Origin of the sequence: Microbacterium sp. A84 (assembly GCF_051842815.1) — a bacterium.
Lineage (GTDB): Bacteria > Actinomycetota > Actinomycetes > Actinomycetales > Microbacteriaceae > Microbacterium.
Map to the genome: position 1 here is coordinate 243,673 of NZ_JBPXMS010000003.1, position 14,857 is coordinate 258,529.

Consider the following 14,857-nt stretch of genomic DNA (forward strand, 5'->3'; position numbering starts at 1 on the left):
AGCCGGCTCCAGCTTGCGACGCGCCATCAGGTTGTAAAGAGGTGGCCAATCGAGACCACTTGAACACCATCGGGACGCGCATACGACGCGTTGCCGGCGGTGAGAACGACTTTGGCTTTCAACTCCGATGAGCGCTGCGATGACACCTTGGCTGCGAGGGCGTGAAGACTACGGGCCGCCGTATCGATCGCTTTCGCACCGCCGAGCTTTACCTCGAACGCAGCCCATGTTCCGTCCCGCAGCTCGAGGATCGCATCGACCTCCAGCCCAGTCTCATCCCGATAGTGGAACAGATCACCCCCCAGCGCCTCGGCGTACACCCGAAGGTCGCGCACGCACAGGGATTCGAAGAAGAAACCAAATGTCTCGAGGTCCGCCAGCAACCTCTGCGGCGATGCCCCGAGGACAGCGGCGGCGAGTGATGGATCGGCGAAGTGCCACACCGGCTGAACGCGAAGGCGAACCTTTGACCGGAGGTGCGGGGCCCAAGCGGGAAGCTCCTCCACGACGAAAACCCGCGTCAACGCATCGATGTGACGGCGCGCCGTCTGCGCGGATGTCGCCGCCGCATCCGGCCCGATCTCGGCTTCGCGCGCGAGCTTTGCCAGAGGGATCTCAGTCGCGATGTTCCGTGCAAGCGCCCGGATAAGGGCACGCATCCGAATCGGGTCCACCCGCACGCCCATCTCCGGCAGGTCGACCCTGGAGATGTCGTCCAGATAGCTCGTGAGATAGTCCGTCGCAGAGCGCTGAGACGCATCGACGAGCGAGGGCCATCCACCTCGCACGATCAGTTGCGCATACTCTTCGACCGTCGGTCCACCGAACGCACCCGCTGGTTCACCGACGAGGATGCTTCGCAGGTTCACCGTGCGCGTACTCTCCCCACTCTCAGCCAGCGCCATCGGCCGCAACCGAACTCTGCGAAAGCGGCCAGCGCCGCTATGTCGCGTCTGATCGTCCGCAGGAGTAGCGGATCCGGTGAGGATGAACTGCCCAGGCAGGCCGCGATGGTCGACTTCGTGGCGCACAGCGTTCCACAGCGTGGGCGCGAGCTGCCACTCATCAAGAAGCCGCGGAACCGCACCCGAAAGAACGGCGCCGGGCGCAACCTCAGCGAGGTCGGCGACCTGTGGCGAAGAATCCAGTCGGACGGAACTCGCGGAATGACGCAGGCCCGTCGTCGTCTTACCCACCGCGCGGGGCCCTTCAATAATGAGCGCACCAAAACTGACGAGAGCATCGCGAATGATCACGTCAGCGACGCGTTCACGATAAGCGGCCATATGATGAGACTATCGCTTCTGCGAACTTTTCACTATAACTTCTGCGATCGTCGCACTATCGCTTCTGCGAAGCTTTCAATATCCTCCCTGCGATCATTCAGATATCGATTGCGCGATTGATCTGGGCAGCAGAAACCCGGCGAAGAAGTCCCGCAGCTCCTCGCGGGCCGTCAGCGGAAGCACGTGCGCGACGTACTGGTCCGGACGCACCACGACGATCGCGCCTTCCGCTGCGATCCCGCGACTCGCGAAGATGTCGTCCTTCGCGTCGGCGGCCCAGCTCTTCTCCCAGTCCTGCAGCCCCAGCGGTCCCGACTGCGGAAGAAGAATCGACGGCAACGCGGTGACGTCGATGTCGTGGTGCGATCCGCGGAAGATCGCGTGCACGTCGATGACGCTGTCGATGTCGGCATCCGCAGCAGTGAACGTCCGCACCGGCGAGTCCTCGCCCTCGGTCAACCATGACGCGAACTGGCTCAGCGCGACACCGCCTTCGTCGCCGAAGGCGTAGATGCGCCAGCGTCCGTCCGCGAGGTGCGTGTGGCCGAGCTGCATCGGGCGGGCATCCGCCACGCGGCGCACCGGTGCTGAGTGGAAGCGGGCGCCGACCTCGAACCCGCTCGCGATCCCCTGGTGGTCGGATGCACCGGTGAGAGTCGATGGCGTGTAGGTCGTCGCGAGCCCCGCGGTGTAACGACCTTGACGCGCGAACTCCGCCTGCATGTCGGCGGGCGAGACGCCGCCGCGCTCCGGATGCTCGGGATCGAGCGCCGGCTGAGCGATGTAAGCCGACCAGTACTTATCGAACGCGATGAGATCGACGGCAATCGCCTGGCGCTCCTCGGAGTAGGTGCGCAGCAGCGTGGCATCCGAGCGTCCCTGCAGAACGGCCGCCAGCTTCCAACCGAGGTTGAAGGCATCCTGCATTGACACGTTCATACCCTGACCGGCCTTGGCACTGTGGGTATGGCAGGCGTCTCCTGCGACGAAGACGTGCGGAGCAGCATCGGCCGGGGCATCCGCGGTCAGGTCATCGAAGCGGTCGGCGACGCGCTGGCCGACCTCGTAGACGCTCGACCAGGCGACCTGGTGCACATCAATCGAGTACGGGTGCAGGATCTCATTCGCGACGACGCGGAGCTCCTCGGCCGTCTTCTTGCGGATCTCGCCGTCTCCGGCGGACACCTCGCCGAGGTCGACGTAGCAGCGCACCATGTTGCCACCCTCGCGGGGAATCATCAGCAGGCTTCCCTTGCCAGCCGACTGCACGACATTCTTCGTGCGCCAGTCCGGGAAATCGGTGGTGGCCAGCACGTCCATGACTCCCCAGGCGTGGTTGGCGGCATCGCCCTTGAGTTGGATGCCGAGCGCGCGGCGCACGTTGCTGCGCGCGCCGTCACCACCGACGACGTACTTCGCGCGGACGGTGAACTCAGTGCCATCGGCTCGGCGGAGGCGTGCTGCGACGGGATGCTCGGACTCCTCCATCTCGAATCCGATGAACTCGATGCCGTAGTCAGCCTGAAGCCTGCTCGGCGAATTCGCCGCGTGCTCGAGGAGGTACTGCTGCATGCGCGCCTGATTCACGATCACGTGCGGGAACTCGCTGAGCCCCTCAGGGGTGTCCTCAACCCAGCCGGTGCGGGCGATCTTCGAGCGGTCACCCTCGGACGGACCCCAGAAGCGCACCTCATTGACCCAGTACGCCTCGCGGACGAGAGCATCGGCGAGACCGAAAGCCTGGAACATCTCGACCGTGCGGCAGGCAACGCCGTCGGCGTGGCCGACTTGAAGCGGCTCCTCGCGACGCTCGATGATGCGCGTGGAGATGTCGGAGAACTCGGCCAGCTGGGCGGCGAGCACGGTTCCGGCGGGTCCGGCACCGACGATGAGGACATCGACCTTCTCCGGGAACTCCGCGCTGCGTCCGAGCGCCTGCGGCGATGCCGGGCGGATGTCCGGGTCACCTGGACGGTATCCGTCGCGATAGAACTGCATCAGATCTCCTTTGATCGCATCCGGGCTGAGCCGGAGAAGTCTTCCGACCGAGTCGGGATAGTTGGGGCGCCAACGATTATACCCAGTGCCAGGGGAAGAAACCAGAGCACGCGTGAGAAAGTAGCCCCATGGCGAACTCCCCCTCCGGTGACTCGATGACCCAGCGCATCGTGCGCGTGCTCGACACGTTCACGACAGAGCGCACGTTGCAGACCGCCACGGACATCGCGCGCCGCACCGGCCTACCGATATCTAGCGCCCACCGCATCGTCGGCGAGCTCGTCTCGGAGGGCCTGCTCGAGCGTGACGAGGAGGGTCGCATCCGCCTCGGCATGCGCCTGTGGGAACTCGCACTGCGCGGATCGAGCGCACTTCGCCTGCGCCAGGCTGCCCTGCCACACATGGAGCGCGTGCAGGCGCAGATTCGCGAGCACACGCAGCTCGCCGTGCTCGAACACGAGGAGGCACTGTTCCTCGAGCGCCTCTCCGATCCGGACGCCGGGGCCAACATCACCCGTATCGCCGGCCGCCTGCCGCTGCACGCGTCGTCCTCCGGCCTCGTGCTGCTCGCGCACGCGGACCCAGAGGTGCGCGAGCGCGTGCTCGCCGCACCTCTGCGCGCAGTTTCGCCGGAGACGGTGACGGATGCCGTGACTCTCCGCTCGCTACTCGCGTCGATCCGGCGGCGGGGCTACGTCGTCGCCCCCGGATCCATCGAAGCAGTCTCGACCGGGGTCGCCGTCCCGGTGCGCGCACACGGTGAGGTCGTCGCCGCTCTCTCTGTGGTGCTCCCCCGCGAGACCGCGCCGACACCGGAGACCGCGCCGACCCCGGCGATCAACGCTCTCATCGGTGCGGCTCGAGCCATCGAGTTGGATCTCCGCGAGCTCCACTGACTCCCATTCGGGACGCCCGTTTAGACTCCCATTCAATGAGAATCTCCTGCCTATGCGAGGGCGAACGGGGCACACTGGTGCGCAGCATCCATTCGTCGAAGGAGACGCCATGAGCACCGCCACACCGAACGCGACTACCGTCCGCACCCGAGTCGCGATCGTCGGAGCCGGCCCCGCGGGGCTGATCCTCTCCCACCTGCTCGCCGTCGCCGGCATCGACTCTGTCGTGATCGACCAGCGCTCGCGCGAAGACATCGAGCAGACCATCCGCGCCGGCATCCTCGAACAGGGTACCGTCGACCTGCTCACCGAGATCGACCCGCACACCCGTGTGCACACCGTCGGCGACCGCCACGACGGCATCGAGCTGCGCTTCCAGGGCGCGGGTCACCGCATCGACTTCCGCGAGCTCGTCGGCCGCAGCGTCTGGCTGTACCCGCAACACGAGGTACTCAAAGACATGCTCGCCCTGCGTCTGCGCACCGGCCAGGACCTGCGCTTCGGCGTCACCGCATCCCGCGTCGAAGGGATCAACATCGAGACGCCGCGCGTCATCGCGACGGACGCTGATGGCGCAGAGCTCATCATCGACGCGGACTTCGTCGTCGGCGCCGACGGCTCGCGCTCGGTCGTGCGCCCGGCGATTGCCGGCACCTCGCGGGACGGCTACTTCCGCGAATATCCGTTCGCGTGGTTCGGCATCCTGTGTGACGCGCCGGCAAGCGCGGACGAGCTCATCTACAGCAACTCCCCCGACGGCTTCGCCCTGATCAGCCAACGCAGCCCCGACGTACAGCGCATGTATTTCCAGTGCGACCCCGACATCGACCCGAACGCGATGAGCGAAGCGGAGATCTGGGAAACGCTGCAGGTACGCGTACCGGGCACCACCCTCAAAGAGGGCAAAATCTTCCAGCGCGACGTGCTGCGCTTCCGCAGCTTCGTCGCGCGCGAACTGCGGCACGGCCGCGCCGCGCTCGTCGGCGACGCCGCACACACCGTGCCGCCCACCGGCGCGAAGGGCATGAACCTAGCGATCGCCGACGTCGTGCTGCTCGCCCGCGCCCTGGACACGCTCCTCAACGAGAATGACACCCGCCTCATCGACACCTACGCCGATGACGCGCTCAAGCGCATCTGGAAGGCGCAGCACTTCTCCTGGTGGATGACGAACATGCTGCACAGCCTGCCCGAGCACAACGAATTCGACCGCCAACGCCAGCTCGGCGAGCTGCGCTCTGTCACCGACTCCGAGGCCGGTCGCACCTACCTGGCAGAGGCGTACACCGGCTGGCCGATCTAGCTCTGCCTCACGGCTGCGACCTGCGGTTGCCGCGTGCGCGACCGGAACCGCCATACCGTGACCGCGAGCACCACAACCGCCAGCACGATCGCGGTGGATGCCACGACCGGCGCGTCCGGCGCACCCGACCAACGTCCGACGGCGATCCACACCAGCCCCCACGACGTCGCCACCGCTGGCGCCCAGCGACCGCCGCGCCAGGCCGTGAACACCGCGATGAGCCCGGCGATGATGAGGGCGATCGTGCCGGGAACCCCCGGTGCTTCCGTCCACCCGTCGATCCCGATGTCCGCAAGCCACGCGGCGAGGTTCGCACTCGCAGCGACCGTCACCCAGCCGAGATACAGCCCGAGCATCCCGTCGACGAGCACGATCTCCGCGACGGTCCCGCGACGAGCCCTACGGCACGCCCGCACGAAAGTCACCAGCAGCACCCCGAGCAGAATCATGATGATCACGAACGACTCGGCGATGCGCCACGCCTGCACGCACACGATCCACACGGCGTTCAGCAGAGCGGATGCCGCAATGCCGTAGCCGACCGCGCGATGCAGCGGCTTCGCCACCTGAGTGGGAAGCAGTTGCCACAACGCGTACCCCACCAGGCCCAGGTAGATGACCGACCAGATCACGAATGCGATGCCGGCAGGTGCAAGCACTGTGGCATCTGCGGCGAAGGCTCCGCCTGCAGCATCCGCGATGCCCGTACCGCCGAGGAGTCCAGAATTGAGTACTGCGGCAACGACAGCGCCGGCCACCGTCAGCGCGACGACGATACGGCGAACACGATCAGACTTCTCTGTCTGGGACATGACCCCAGGGTAGGGCGTCTCGTCCGCTGTTACTCCGCGGCGGGCGGCGTGGCGCAGACGGTGAGGTTGGAGATGACGTCGTGATACTGCTCCGCGGTGAAGGGCAGCCCGGAATCCGGTGCGGTCTGTCCGCTCGCGGCCGGCGACTTCGACGCGATTGCGGCGAGTTCCCAGGCCAGGTACGCCGCGGGGCCTGAACCTGCCGAGGAGTTGTTCAGCACGACTGCCACGGTGAAGCCGGTCTCCGGGTCAGAGTAGGCAGAGCTCGCGTAGCCCGGAGTCCAGCCGTGCTGGCCGATCATCGACCCGACCAGAAACGCGCCGCCGGTGGCCTGATACCAAGACGGGGCACCCGGCGAGCTGGGCAGTGCGTTTGCGAATCGATCAGACTCCGCATCTTCGCCGCGCAGTGCCTCACGCGCCGTGGCCTGCACGTAGCGGCCGAGATCGTCGATCGTTGAGACCACGCCGGAGTCGGTGAAGCCGGTGCTCGAGGAGAGCGTCGTGATATCGACGGGCGCCGAGCAGTCGTAGCCGCCCTCGATCGCGTTCAGGTAGTTTCCACTCAGCGAGTTCTCCCCCGGCGTTGCGGCAGCAGTACGCGGCAGCGACGTGCCGGCGAGGTCAAGCGGGGAAGTGACGTACTCGGCAATGAGCTCCGATGCGCTCTTTCCGGCTGCCCGCTCCAGCGCGAGCCCGAGCAGCAAATATCCGGAATCGGAGTCGCGATAGGTCGTGTGCGAGGTCGCAGGCGCCTGCCCCAGACCGAAGGATGCCAGCTCCAGCGGTGCCCACACCCGCTCTGGAGTGTTCAGCCACATGCTCGCGACCGTTGACTCGGATGAACCGGCACCACTCGTGCCATTGCAGAGGTCGAGCAGGGTGATGTCCTCAAGCTGAGCGACACCGGAAACATAGTCCGGCACTGGCGCATCCAGCTCAACGACGTCGTCATCGGCGAGGCCGTACAGCACGTCGCACGTCATCATCCGGGTGGTGTCCGCAATGCGGAACGTCATGTCTGTGGTGACTGCCGTCTGGTCTTCGACAGACTGCGTCCCCATCGCCGTCACCCAGGTACCGCTCCACGGCACCCACACGCCAACGATCGCGCCCGTCGAGCCGGTCTTCACGATCGCGTTCTCGACCGCGGCCTGCAGTTGGGCGGCCGTGTCCTCAGGCAGCGACTGGTCGACCTGCTCTGGTGGCGTGTAGGAGAAAGTCTCCTCCGGGGTCGAGCAGCCGGTCAGGACGAGTGCGAGCGCGGCAGCGCCTGCGGCGGCGGCGCGCCAGCGGCGCGACGGAAGTACGTGCATGAAAGAAACTCCAGGGTGGTTTATGCCCCGAGTCTAAAGCTCCCACCTGGAAACTCGTCACCATCCCGTCCCGCTTGCGGGAGACGTACAGTAAAGGGGTGTCCCATATCTTCGAAGACGACGTCGTCTCTGCGGTTCTGCATCATATGAACGAGGACCATGCAGAGGACAACCTCCTCATCGCGCGCGCGTTCGCCTCAGCATCCGATTTCAAGATCACCGCTGCGGTAATGCTGGACTTCGACGGCAACGGCGGCGTCTGGCAGATCACCCGCGTCGGCATCCCCGAAGAGCTGGATGTCCCCTGGCTCGGCGGTCCGATCACGGAACGCTCCGCAGTGCGGCGCGAAGTCGTCGCCCTATACGACGCGGCCTGCGAGCGGCTCGGCGTCACGCCTCGACCACACGCCTGAGCGCTCCCCTATCATTCAGGTTAGGTACGCCTTACACTGGGCGCATGGCGGAACTCATCTCCTTCTCTGCGGCGCTGCGCGAGCGCTCCTCGACCTCCCACTCCCGCAGTGAGCACGCAGGCTTCATGGCGGATCTGCTGGGAGGCGAAGGGTCCCGCGAGGACTACATCGCCCTCGTCGCTCAGCACTATTTCATCTACTCGGCGCTGGAGTCTGCCGGCGAACGGATGCGCCGAAACCCCGTGGCATCCGTCTTCATCACTGACAAGCTGACGCGCCTTCCTGCGCTTGAGGCCGACCTCGAATTCCTCGTCGGACCGGACTGGAGAGACAAGATCGCGCCGCTGGAGACCACCCAGCGTTACGTGGAGCGCATCACCGAGGTCGGCTCTACCTGGGCTGGCGGCTTCGTCGCGCATCACTACACCCGATACCTCGGTGACCTCTCTGGCGGGGTGTTCATCGGCCGGGTCATGCAGCGCCGGTTCGGCTTCGAGACGAACGGTATCGGCTTCTACCTGTTCGATGACATCGCCGACCCGAAAGCGTTCAAGGACGTCTATCGCAAGCAGTTGGATGCTGCACCCTGGGATGACGCGGAGCGCGAGCGCGTGATCGACGAGGTGCTGTTGGCCTACCGCTTCAACACGGAACTGTTCGAAGACCTGGATCGGGCACGCGTAGCGGCCTAAGCATCCACCTCAGGGGTCGACGCCTTCTCCCAGGCCTCGCGCATGAAGCGGCGCACGTCCTCATCGACCTTGATGTCGCTGGGCCGAAGAGGCCGCGACAGGTAGAGACCGTCCAGCGAGGTCAGCCGCGACAGCGCCACATAGGTCTGCCCCGGTGCGAACGCCCCGCCGCCGAGATCGATGATCGCCCGGTCGTAGGTCTTACCCTGCGACTTGTGGATCGTGACTGCCCACGCGAGCCGCAGCGGGAACTGCATGAACTCCGCGATCACGTCGCGGCTGAGTGTCTTGGCGTTCGGGTCGTAGGAGTAGCGAAACCTCTCCCAGACGGCGGGCTCGACGTCAACGTCCTCACCGTCAATCTCGACTCGCACCGATCCACCGAGAATGCGCTTGACCGTGCCGATCGTGCCGTTCACCCAGCGCGGTGGCTCACCGGTCATTGACACGTCGTTGCGCAGGAACATCACCTGTGCGCCGATTTTGAGCTTCAGCTCAGAATCCGCGGGGTATGAGGAATCCCCTCGGCCGAAGTCGCCGCTGATCTCTGCCATGGCCGTCTGCTCTTTACCTGCGAGCGCCGTAAGGTGTCGTCGGTTGATGTTGTTGACGATGTCATTACGGGTAGCGAGGGTGATCATCGGGATCTCGCCGGGCTCAGGATCCGGCGGGGTACGTGTGCCCTGCCTGTTCAGCACCTCGGCGATCTCAGCCGTCACCCGCCCGTAGCGCACGGCGTTCAGCATCGACTTGAACCCGTCGTCTGACTGCCGGTGGATCTGCACCAACTCGCGCACGTGCAACTGGGCACCGTGGCGTCCGAGATCCATGAGGCCGTCGATCTCACCCATCGTCGCCCCGGCCCACACTTTGGCATCGAAGAACCAGAACGATCGGTAGTGGTCCTGCACGTAGCGCAGCTCGTCGCCGCGCGGCGGCACAGGGGCGAGTTGGTACGGGTCGCCGAACATCACGACCTGCACGCCACCGAATGGCTCTGCCCGACGACCGCGAGCCTGCCGGAGTGCACGATCCATGCCGTCCATGAGATCGGCGTTGACCATCGAGATCTCATCGATCACCAGCGTGTCGATGGCGTTCAGGATGCGCCGGGTCGCGTCGTTCTGATCGATCTCGTTCTCGGCGATGAGACCGATCGGCAGGCGGAACAGCGAGTGGATCGTCTGCCCCTCAACATTCAGGGCGGCGACACCGGTCGGCGCGCAGATCGCGATCTGCTTTTCGGTGTTCCAGGCGAAGTACTGCAGCAGCGTTGACTTGCCCGTGCCAGCGCGTCCCGTGATGAAAACGTGCTCCCTGGTGTCTTCGATGAGCTGGTACAGGTCTTGCTGCTCGTCGGACAAGGCGGGAAAGGACACGACACTCATCGTACTTCGCCGCCCCGCAACGCTCGGCACTGTCACAGCCCGTCCTCCTAGACTGACGCCATGGATCAGCCAGTGACGACGTCGCCGCGGCGTCGCAGTCTTGGCACTGATCTCACGATTCTTGCGTTGATCGGCGTGCTGCTGCTCGGCGCACTCGGCGCCGCAGGCATGTCGCTCTACAAAGAGTTCTACGGCCCTTCCGCCTTCGTCACCCGGTACCTTGATCTGCTCGCCACCGGCCGCGCCGCCGACGCACTGCATGTCCCCGGCGTCGCCATCGACCGCGACACGATTGAGGATGCCGGCATCGCTGCCGGAGCATCCGAAGCGTTGCTGCGGCAGTCGGCGCTCGCGCCACTGAGCGATATCACGGTGGTTTCGGAGGAGACGATCAACGCGGTCACATCGGTCACGGTGTCGTACGTCGCGGGCTCGCATCCGGGTGTCAGCACGTTCGAGGTCGAGCAGGACGGCTGGGTGGGTGTCACGCCGAACTGGAAGTTCACCCGCACACCACTGGCAGCAGTATCTCTGACCGTTCTCGGCGCCGACCGCTTCGCCGTCAACGGCTTCGAGATCGATCGGCACCAGGTATCGCCGGCCGGGGCCGATGCCGCTCCCACCGACCCGCTGCCGCTGCTGGTGTTCACTCCCGGCGTGTACTCCGTCACCGTGGACACCGCGATCTCCACTTCGCCCGGCGTCAGCATCCTGGCTGATGCTCCCCTCACCCAGACTTCCGTCGAGGTGCAGACAATACCGAGTGAGGAGTTCGTCTCCGTCGTGCAGACCAGGGTGGAGGAGTTCCTCACCGAGTGCACCACCCAGCAGGTGCTGCTGCCGACGGCCTGTCCGTTCGGACTCGAAGTGCAGAACCGCCTCGCGAACCTGCCGGTGTGGTCCATCAGCGCGCAGCCTGACGTTACTGTCGAGCCCGACGGCGCACACTGGATGATTCCCGCGACGGATGCCGTCGCTCACATCGAGGTCGACATCCGCTCCCTCTTTGACGGGTCGATTCAGCATGTCTCCGAAGATGTGCCGTTCCGCGTCAACGGCACGATCGTGATCCTGCCGGATGACTCAGCATCCATTCGGGTCGGGTCGCCGGTCGAGTGACCCGTCAGCGCGATGTGCGCTGATCCCGCTCAGCAAGTGCTGCCAGCTGCGCGTTGTATTCCTCAAGCTCAGCCTCGCCGGTGCGATCCGCATGCCGGTCGCTGCGGCGCTGCTCCCTCGTGTCGTCACGGCTCCATTGGATCGCGACCGTGATCGCAAGGATCAGCGTCGGAATCTCACCGACCGACCACGCGATACCGCCGCCGATGTACTGATCTTCCATGGGCGTCGGGCCCCAGATGCGCCCCATCGAGCCGAACCACTCCGCGACCATCAGCCCCTCTTGCATCATGATCGCGATGCCGAAGAACGCGTGCATCGCCATGATGGCGATGAGGGTGATGAGCCTGCCGGGGTACGGCAGTCGATACGGAATCGGGTCGATGCCGACCAGCGTCATCACGAACAGATACCCGGAGATCAGGAAGTGGATGATCATCCACTCGTGGCCCAGGTGCTCATACATCGACCAGCGCACAAGATCGGTGAAGTAGAACGCCCACAGCGACCCGATGAAGATGCCCGCGGCGACAAACGGGTGCGTGATCACACGTGAGAACGGGGAGTGTACGGCCCACATGATCCACTCACGCGCACCGCGGGTTCCGTCATCCCGCTTGTGGATGCTGCGCAGTGCCAGCGTGATCGGAGCACCAGACACCAGCAGCAACGGGATCGCCATCGACAGGATCATGTGCCCGAGCATGTGCACGCTGAACAGGTACTCCTGGTACAGGTTGATCGGTCCACAGGTGACCCAAAACAGGACCGCGAGTCCGAGCAGCCAGAACACCGTGCGGTGGATCGGCCAGCCATCTCCTCGCCGGCGCATGCGCCAGGCGCCAGCCAGGTAGAAGAAGGCTCCAAGCGCCACAGCCATGGCCCAGAGGATGTCGAAGTCCCAGCCGGTGAACCACTTGTCGATGGTGAACTCCGGCGGCATCGGAGAGCGCGTGAGGATCTCCGCAGGCGTCTGCCTGATGGCGCTCGTCTCACCCGTGGGAGGAGGCGTACGTGCGAGCGCGGCAGCCGCGCCCGATGCCAGTCCCATCAGGGCGACTTCGCCAAGCACCAGCATCCAGAACCAGCGCGAAGCTTTCTCGCCGTCGAGGCGAGGAATCAGGCGTGCGCGATACCAGGCGCCGAGCAGGCCCATGCCGCCGAGCAGCACCACCTTGACGAGGATGATGATGCCGTAGGGCGTCCACAGCCCCTCCCAGCTGCCGAGGCCGACGATGGAACGCACGATGCCGGATGCCGCGACGACGACGAACGCCGCGATCGCAAGGCTGGAATAGCGGCGCACCAGGGCGACCGAGTCAACACCCTTCACGCCGCGCAGGACGACCAGCAGGATCAGCCCACCCAGCCAGACAGCGGCGCCGATCGTGTGCAGCAGGATCGAGTTGACGGCGATGACGTGGCCGGAGAGCTCGCCGGAGTGCCCCTGGGTGGCCATCGGGAGGAGAGCAGCGAAGGCGATGATGGCCGTGATGAGGGTGGGCGTCCAGCTTCGCCAGGCGAACAGCAGGATCGTGACCACCGCGCCCATCAGCGTGGTGATCAGCCAGGCCTGACCGAGCGGAAGCACGAGGAAGAATCGCCCGAGCTGCTCACCGAACTGATCATCCAGGCTGAGCTCGATGCCGGAGAAGGCGCTGCGGAAGGTGAGAAATCCGGTCGCGCCGGCGGAGACGGTGAAGACGGCGGCGCCGACGGATGCGGTATCCAGTGCCGTCTCGAACGGTTTATCTCCGGCACGCAGCGCGAAGAGAGCCAGCGTGAGCGAGCCGATCATGGCCGCGGCGCTGATGTTGTTCACCGTGCGTGCTGCGGGAAGCCCCCAGCGCACGAACGCACCGGGGTCCTGGAGAAGCTGCTCGGCAGCGCCACCACCGAACAAGAGTCCGGCGATGAGAGCGACAGATGCAGCCGTAGCGAGCACCACGATGCCGGCAGCCCGGTACGCCGAGGACTGCGCGGTGCGGGGGGCGTGGGAAGTCACCCCTCCAGCCTATGCTCGTCGCGGTCGGAGAAAGCACGAAGGCCGCCCCTCCGAGGAGGGACGGCCTTCGAGAAGGAGCCGTCTTACTTGACGGATGCCTTCAGCTTGGAACCAGCGGTCACCTTGACGCGCTGGCCGGCCGGGATCTTGATCTCGGCGCCGGTCTGCGGGTTGCGGCCCGTGCGAGCTGCGGTGTCGACACGCTCGAAAGCGATCCAGCCCGGGATCGAGACCTTGCTGCCCTTGGCAACAGCGTCAGAAACCGTGGCGAAGAGCGAGTCGAGGACGCCCGAGACGGTGGCCTGGCTCTGGCCAGTGGCAGAAGCGATGCTCGCGACGAGCTCGGTCTTGGTGATGGACTTGTCAGCCATGTCATCCTCCAGCGACGAAGTGTCGCATTGATTGTGGGTTGCCGGAGCGGATGCTCCTGATCGAGTGACCGCCTCGAATGTATCAACCACCGCCCACATTTCCGCGTCATTTCGCGGGTTTTGAGGTTTTAGTGCGCGTGTCGCGGTACAGAAGTGACGAATGTGACTCGAGTGACCCCGGAAACCGCCTTTGGAGGGGCATCCACTCGGGAGGAGAACGCCGCTCAGGGAGGACCGGATGCGGTAGGAGGCTCCTCCCGTTCGGGCGAAGTCCTCCCCACGGATGTGGTGCCGGCGGCACACGCGCCGTGTGCGCTCATGCGGCGAGGTGCAGCCCCTGCGCGACGGCAGCCATGATGAGCGCCTGCACTTCGGGCCAGCGGTTCATGATCTGGTCGTAGCTGACGCGGATGACGTGGTAGCCATGCAGCTTCAGTAGCGCATCATGAGCGATGTCCGCTGACCGCTGCGCGCCGACATGGGTCCCGCCATCGATCTGCACCACCAGCCGCTCACCGATGAGTAGGTCGACGGGTCGCCCAAGGATCCACGCCTGCTGAAGCAGCGGCAAGTTGAGCCATCTCACGCGACGTACAAAGATCGTCTCCAGCCCTGAGTCTGAAAACGGGCGCGCGGCCTCCAACGACTCCCTCGCGCGGGCGGGCAGCGGCAATCGCAGGAGTTCCGTCTGGGAAATCATGCCCTCATTGAGAGCCGATTCCCAAAGCACGAGGGCGTGCTCGGGATTCACGCAGGTCGACGCGATGATCAACGCATTCTCGATGCCGTCTTCGCAGGAGTGCGGGTTTCGAGGAACGATCGGCTTGTTCCAATGGACAATGGCGTCTTCCGCGGTGACGTGACCGGATGACGGCGGGGCGGCCACGTGGGTCTGCGATGTATCTGGCACCCACAGCCCCATCCGTTTGGCAACGGTCGTGCAGCTGAGCACGACCCCTGCCTTGGCCGCGTAGATCAATAGCGGATCGGCATCCGCCGTTGCCACCCATCCGCGGCGCACCACCCGGACGGCGCCCGCAGCCTTCGCCATCTTCAGCGCGTGCGCGGTGACTCCGGCGTCGCGAAGTGCCGAGACCGGCGCAACGTTGCCGAGCGTACGAAGTGCGGTGAGAGCATCCATTCAGCGATCTTGGCGCGTGTGACGGTGACCGCGTCCCCGCCAATGCGCGAACCGTGCACGACATCGAACATCAGCATTCCGTGCAGAACGAGTGGCGCCACTTCGGTCGGGAGGAGA

Annotated in this window: 13 protein-coding genes; 5 read left to right on the plus strand and 8 right to left on the minus strand. The window is 65.3% G+C overall.

Annotated elements, in window-relative coordinates; genetic code table 11:
• Positions 1 to 26: 26 nt before the first annotated feature.
• Both ACSU04_RS13725 and ACSU04_RS13730 read right to left on the minus strand, forming a co-directional pair.
• Complete coding sequence (locus ACSU04_RS13725) at positions 27 to 1,286, minus strand: ATP-binding protein (protein ID WP_439289969.1); 1,260 nt, start codon at positions 1,284 to 1,286, stop codon at positions 27 to 29.
• 93 nt (positions 1,287 to 1,379) lie between these two features.
• Complete coding sequence (locus ACSU04_RS13730; protein WP_439289970.1) at positions 1,380 to 3,284, minus strand: FAD-dependent monooxygenase; 1,905 nt, start codon at positions 3,282 to 3,284, stop codon at positions 1,380 to 1,382.
• Between the two features lie 128 nt (positions 3,285 to 3,412).
• Between ACSU04_RS13730 and ACSU04_RS13735 the strand changes: the two genes are divergently transcribed.
• Both ACSU04_RS13735 and ACSU04_RS13740 read left to right on the plus strand, forming a co-directional pair.
• Positions 3,413 to 4,180 (plus strand): IclR family transcriptional regulator, encoded by a 768-nt coding sequence (locus ACSU04_RS13735; RefSeq protein WP_439289971.1) that lies wholly within the window; start codon positions 3,413 to 3,415, stop codon positions 4,178 to 4,180.
• A gap of 109 nt (positions 4,181 to 4,289) precedes the next feature.
• Complete coding sequence (locus ACSU04_RS13740) at positions 4,290 to 5,483, plus strand: 4-hydroxybenzoate 3-monooxygenase (RefSeq protein WP_439289972.1); 1,194 nt, start codon at positions 4,290 to 4,292, stop codon at positions 5,481 to 5,483.
• Here the strand turns inward: ACSU04_RS13740 and ACSU04_RS13745 are convergent.
• Together ACSU04_RS13745 and ACSU04_RS13750 are read right to left on the minus strand one after the other, a co-directional pair.
• Positions 5,480 to 6,295, minus strand: a complete 816-nt coding sequence (locus ACSU04_RS13745) for a TspO/MBR family protein (protein WP_439289973.1) — start codon at positions 6,293 to 6,295, stop codon at positions 5,480 to 5,482. The two genes, ACSU04_RS13740 and ACSU04_RS13745, sit on opposite strands and share 4 nt — an antisense overlap.
• Positions 6,296 to 6,324: 29 nt before the next feature.
• Positions 6,325 to 7,611, minus strand: a complete 1,287-nt coding sequence (locus tag ACSU04_RS13750) for a serine hydrolase domain-containing protein (protein ID WP_439289974.1) — start codon at positions 7,609 to 7,611, stop codon at positions 6,325 to 6,327.
• Positions 7,612 to 7,709: 98 nt separating this feature from the next.
• Here ACSU04_RS13750 and ACSU04_RS13755 point away from each other — a divergent pair, with 98 nt between their 5' ends.
• Together ACSU04_RS13755 and ACSU04_RS13760 are read left to right on the plus strand one after the other, a co-directional pair.
• Entirely contained in the window at positions 7,710 to 8,024 is a 315-nt protein-coding gene (locus ACSU04_RS13755) for a DUF2470 domain-containing protein (RefSeq protein WP_439289975.1), read from the plus strand.
• Between the two features lie 44 nt (positions 8,025 to 8,068).
• On the plus strand, positions 8,069 to 8,716 hold the full coding sequence (locus ACSU04_RS13760; RefSeq protein WP_439289976.1) for a heme oxygenase (biliverdin-producing): 648 nt from the start codon (positions 8,069 to 8,071) through the stop codon (positions 8,714 to 8,716).
• Here the strand turns inward: ACSU04_RS13760 and ACSU04_RS13765 are convergent.
• Positions 8,713 to 10,104, minus strand: coding sequence for an ATP-dependent DNA helicase (locus ACSU04_RS13765; protein WP_439282824.1), 1,392 nt, complete (start codon positions 10,102 to 10,104; stop codon positions 8,713 to 8,715). The genes ACSU04_RS13760 and ACSU04_RS13765 overlap by 4 nt on opposite strands.
• 60 nt (positions 10,105 to 10,164) lie before the next feature.
• Between ACSU04_RS13765 and ACSU04_RS13770 the strand changes: the two genes are divergently transcribed.
• Positions 10,165 to 11,223: a hypothetical protein gene (locus ACSU04_RS13770; protein WP_439289977.1), complete on the plus strand. Its 1,059-nt coding sequence runs from the start codon at positions 10,165 to 10,167 to the stop codon at positions 11,221 to 11,223.
• A 4-nt stretch (positions 11,224 to 11,227) separates the two neighbouring features.
• Here the strand turns inward: ACSU04_RS13770 and ACSU04_RS13775 are convergent, their stop codons facing one another.
• The 3 genes from ACSU04_RS13775 to ACSU04_RS13785 all read right to left on the minus strand — a co-directional run bounded on the left by ACSU04_RS13775 (position 11,228) and on the right by ACSU04_RS13785 (position 14,740).
• The gene (locus ACSU04_RS13775) at positions 11,228 to 13,228 is read right to left on the minus strand and encodes a cytochrome c oxidase assembly protein (protein ID WP_439289978.1); all 2,001 of its coding nucleotides are present in this window, start codon (positions 13,226 to 13,228) and stop codon (positions 11,228 to 11,230) included.
• 83 nt (positions 13,229 to 13,311) lie between these two features.
• Positions 13,312 to 13,599 carry an HU family DNA-binding protein gene (locus tag ACSU04_RS13780; RefSeq protein ID WP_439282818.1) on the minus strand — a complete coding sequence of 96 codons (288 nt, stop codon included), beginning with the start codon at positions 13,597 to 13,599 and terminating at the stop codon, positions 13,312 to 13,314.
• A 316-nt stretch (positions 13,600 to 13,915) separates the two neighbouring features.
• Positions 13,916 to 14,740 (minus strand): endonuclease domain-containing protein, encoded by an 825-nt coding sequence (locus tag ACSU04_RS13785; RefSeq protein WP_439282816.1) that lies wholly within the window; start codon positions 14,738 to 14,740, stop codon positions 13,916 to 13,918.
• Positions 14,741 to 14,857: the final 117 nt, after the last annotated feature.

Excerpts from the sequence above, each read along its gene's own strand:
- ACSU04_RS13740 (WP_439289972.1), top strand. The coding sequence starts at position 4,290 with ATGAGCACCGCCACACCGAACGCGACTACCGTCCGCACCCGAGTCGCG.
- ACSU04_RS13785 (WP_439282816.1), bottom strand. The coding sequence starts at position 14,740 with ATGGATGCTCTCACCGCACTTCGTACGCTCGGCAACGTTGCGCCGGTC.
- ACSU04_RS13760 (WP_439289976.1), top strand. The coding sequence starts at position 8,069 with ATGGCGGAACTCATCTCCTTCTCTGCGGCGCTGCGCGAGCGCTCCTCG.
- ACSU04_RS13730 (WP_439289970.1), bottom strand. The coding sequence starts at position 3,284 with ATGCAGTTCTATCGCGACGGATACCGTCCAGGTGACCCGGACATCCGC.
- ACSU04_RS13725 (WP_439289969.1), bottom strand. The coding sequence starts at position 1,286 with ATGGCCGCTTATCGTGAACGCGTCGCTGACGTGATCATTCGCGATGCT.
- ACSU04_RS13745 (WP_439289973.1), bottom strand. The coding sequence starts at position 6,295 with ATGTCCCAGACAGAGAAGTCTGATCGTGTTCGCCGTATCGTCGTCGCG.
- ACSU04_RS13770 (WP_439289977.1), top strand. The coding sequence starts at position 10,165 with ATGGATCAGCCAGTGACGACGTCGCCGCGGCGTCGCAGTCTTGGCACT.
- ACSU04_RS13765 (WP_439282824.1), bottom strand. The coding sequence starts at position 10,104 with ATGAGTGTCGTGTCCTTTCCCGCCTTGTCCGACGAGCAGCAAGACCTG.
- ACSU04_RS13780 (WP_439282818.1), bottom strand. The coding sequence starts at position 13,599 with ATGGCTGACAAGTCCATCACCAAGACCGAGCTCGTCGCGAGCATCGCT.
- ACSU04_RS13735 (WP_439289971.1), top strand. The coding sequence starts at position 3,413 with ATGGCGAACTCCCCCTCCGGTGACTCGATGACCCAGCGCATCGTGCGC.
- ACSU04_RS13750 (WP_439289974.1), bottom strand. The coding sequence starts at position 7,611 with ATGCACGTACTTCCGTCGCGCCGCTGGCGCGCCGCCGCCGCAGGCGCT.